Below are 395 nucleotides of genomic sequence, written 5' to 3'. Positions count from 1 at the left end.
CGGGGGTGTTCGAGACACCCAGGTAGGCGACCTTTCCCGACGTGACGAACTCGTTCAGCGTCCGCATGACATCGAGGATCGGCGTGGCGAAGTCCCAGGCGTGCAGGTACAGGACGTCGAGCCGGTCGGTCCCCAGCTGGCGAAGCGACGTCTCCAGCTCCTCCCGCAGGTGCTTGCGGTTGTTGCCCGTAGCGTTCGGATCACCAGGGTGGCGGGAGCCTGCCGGGCTACACAGCGTGACCTTCGACGCCACGACGAAGCGGTCGCGGTCGGACCCCATGAACTGGCCGAGCAGTCGCTCGCTGTTCCCGTCGGTGTAGGTGCTCGCGGTGTCGAAGAAGTTGCCGCGGCCCTCGACGAAGCGATCGAAGCACGCACGGCTGGTCACCTCGTCG

At 66.6% G+C, this 395-nt stretch carries 1 protein-coding gene; it reads right to left on the bottom strand.

Annotated features, from left to right (window positions below; all coding sequences use genetic code 11):
* Window positions 1-395: aldo/keto reductase (locus G3I71_RS49495; RefSeq protein ID WP_164325543.1), on the bottom strand; the 395-nt coding region annotated here is incomplete at both ends.

The sequence above is a fragment of the Streptomyces sp. SID12501 genome (genome assembly GCF_010550245.1).
Lineage (GTDB): Bacteria > Actinomycetota > Actinomycetes > Streptomycetales > Streptomycetaceae > Streptomyces.
Note: the sequence above shows the minus strand (reverse complement) of the source record. Positions and strands in the feature narration are given on the sequence as shown.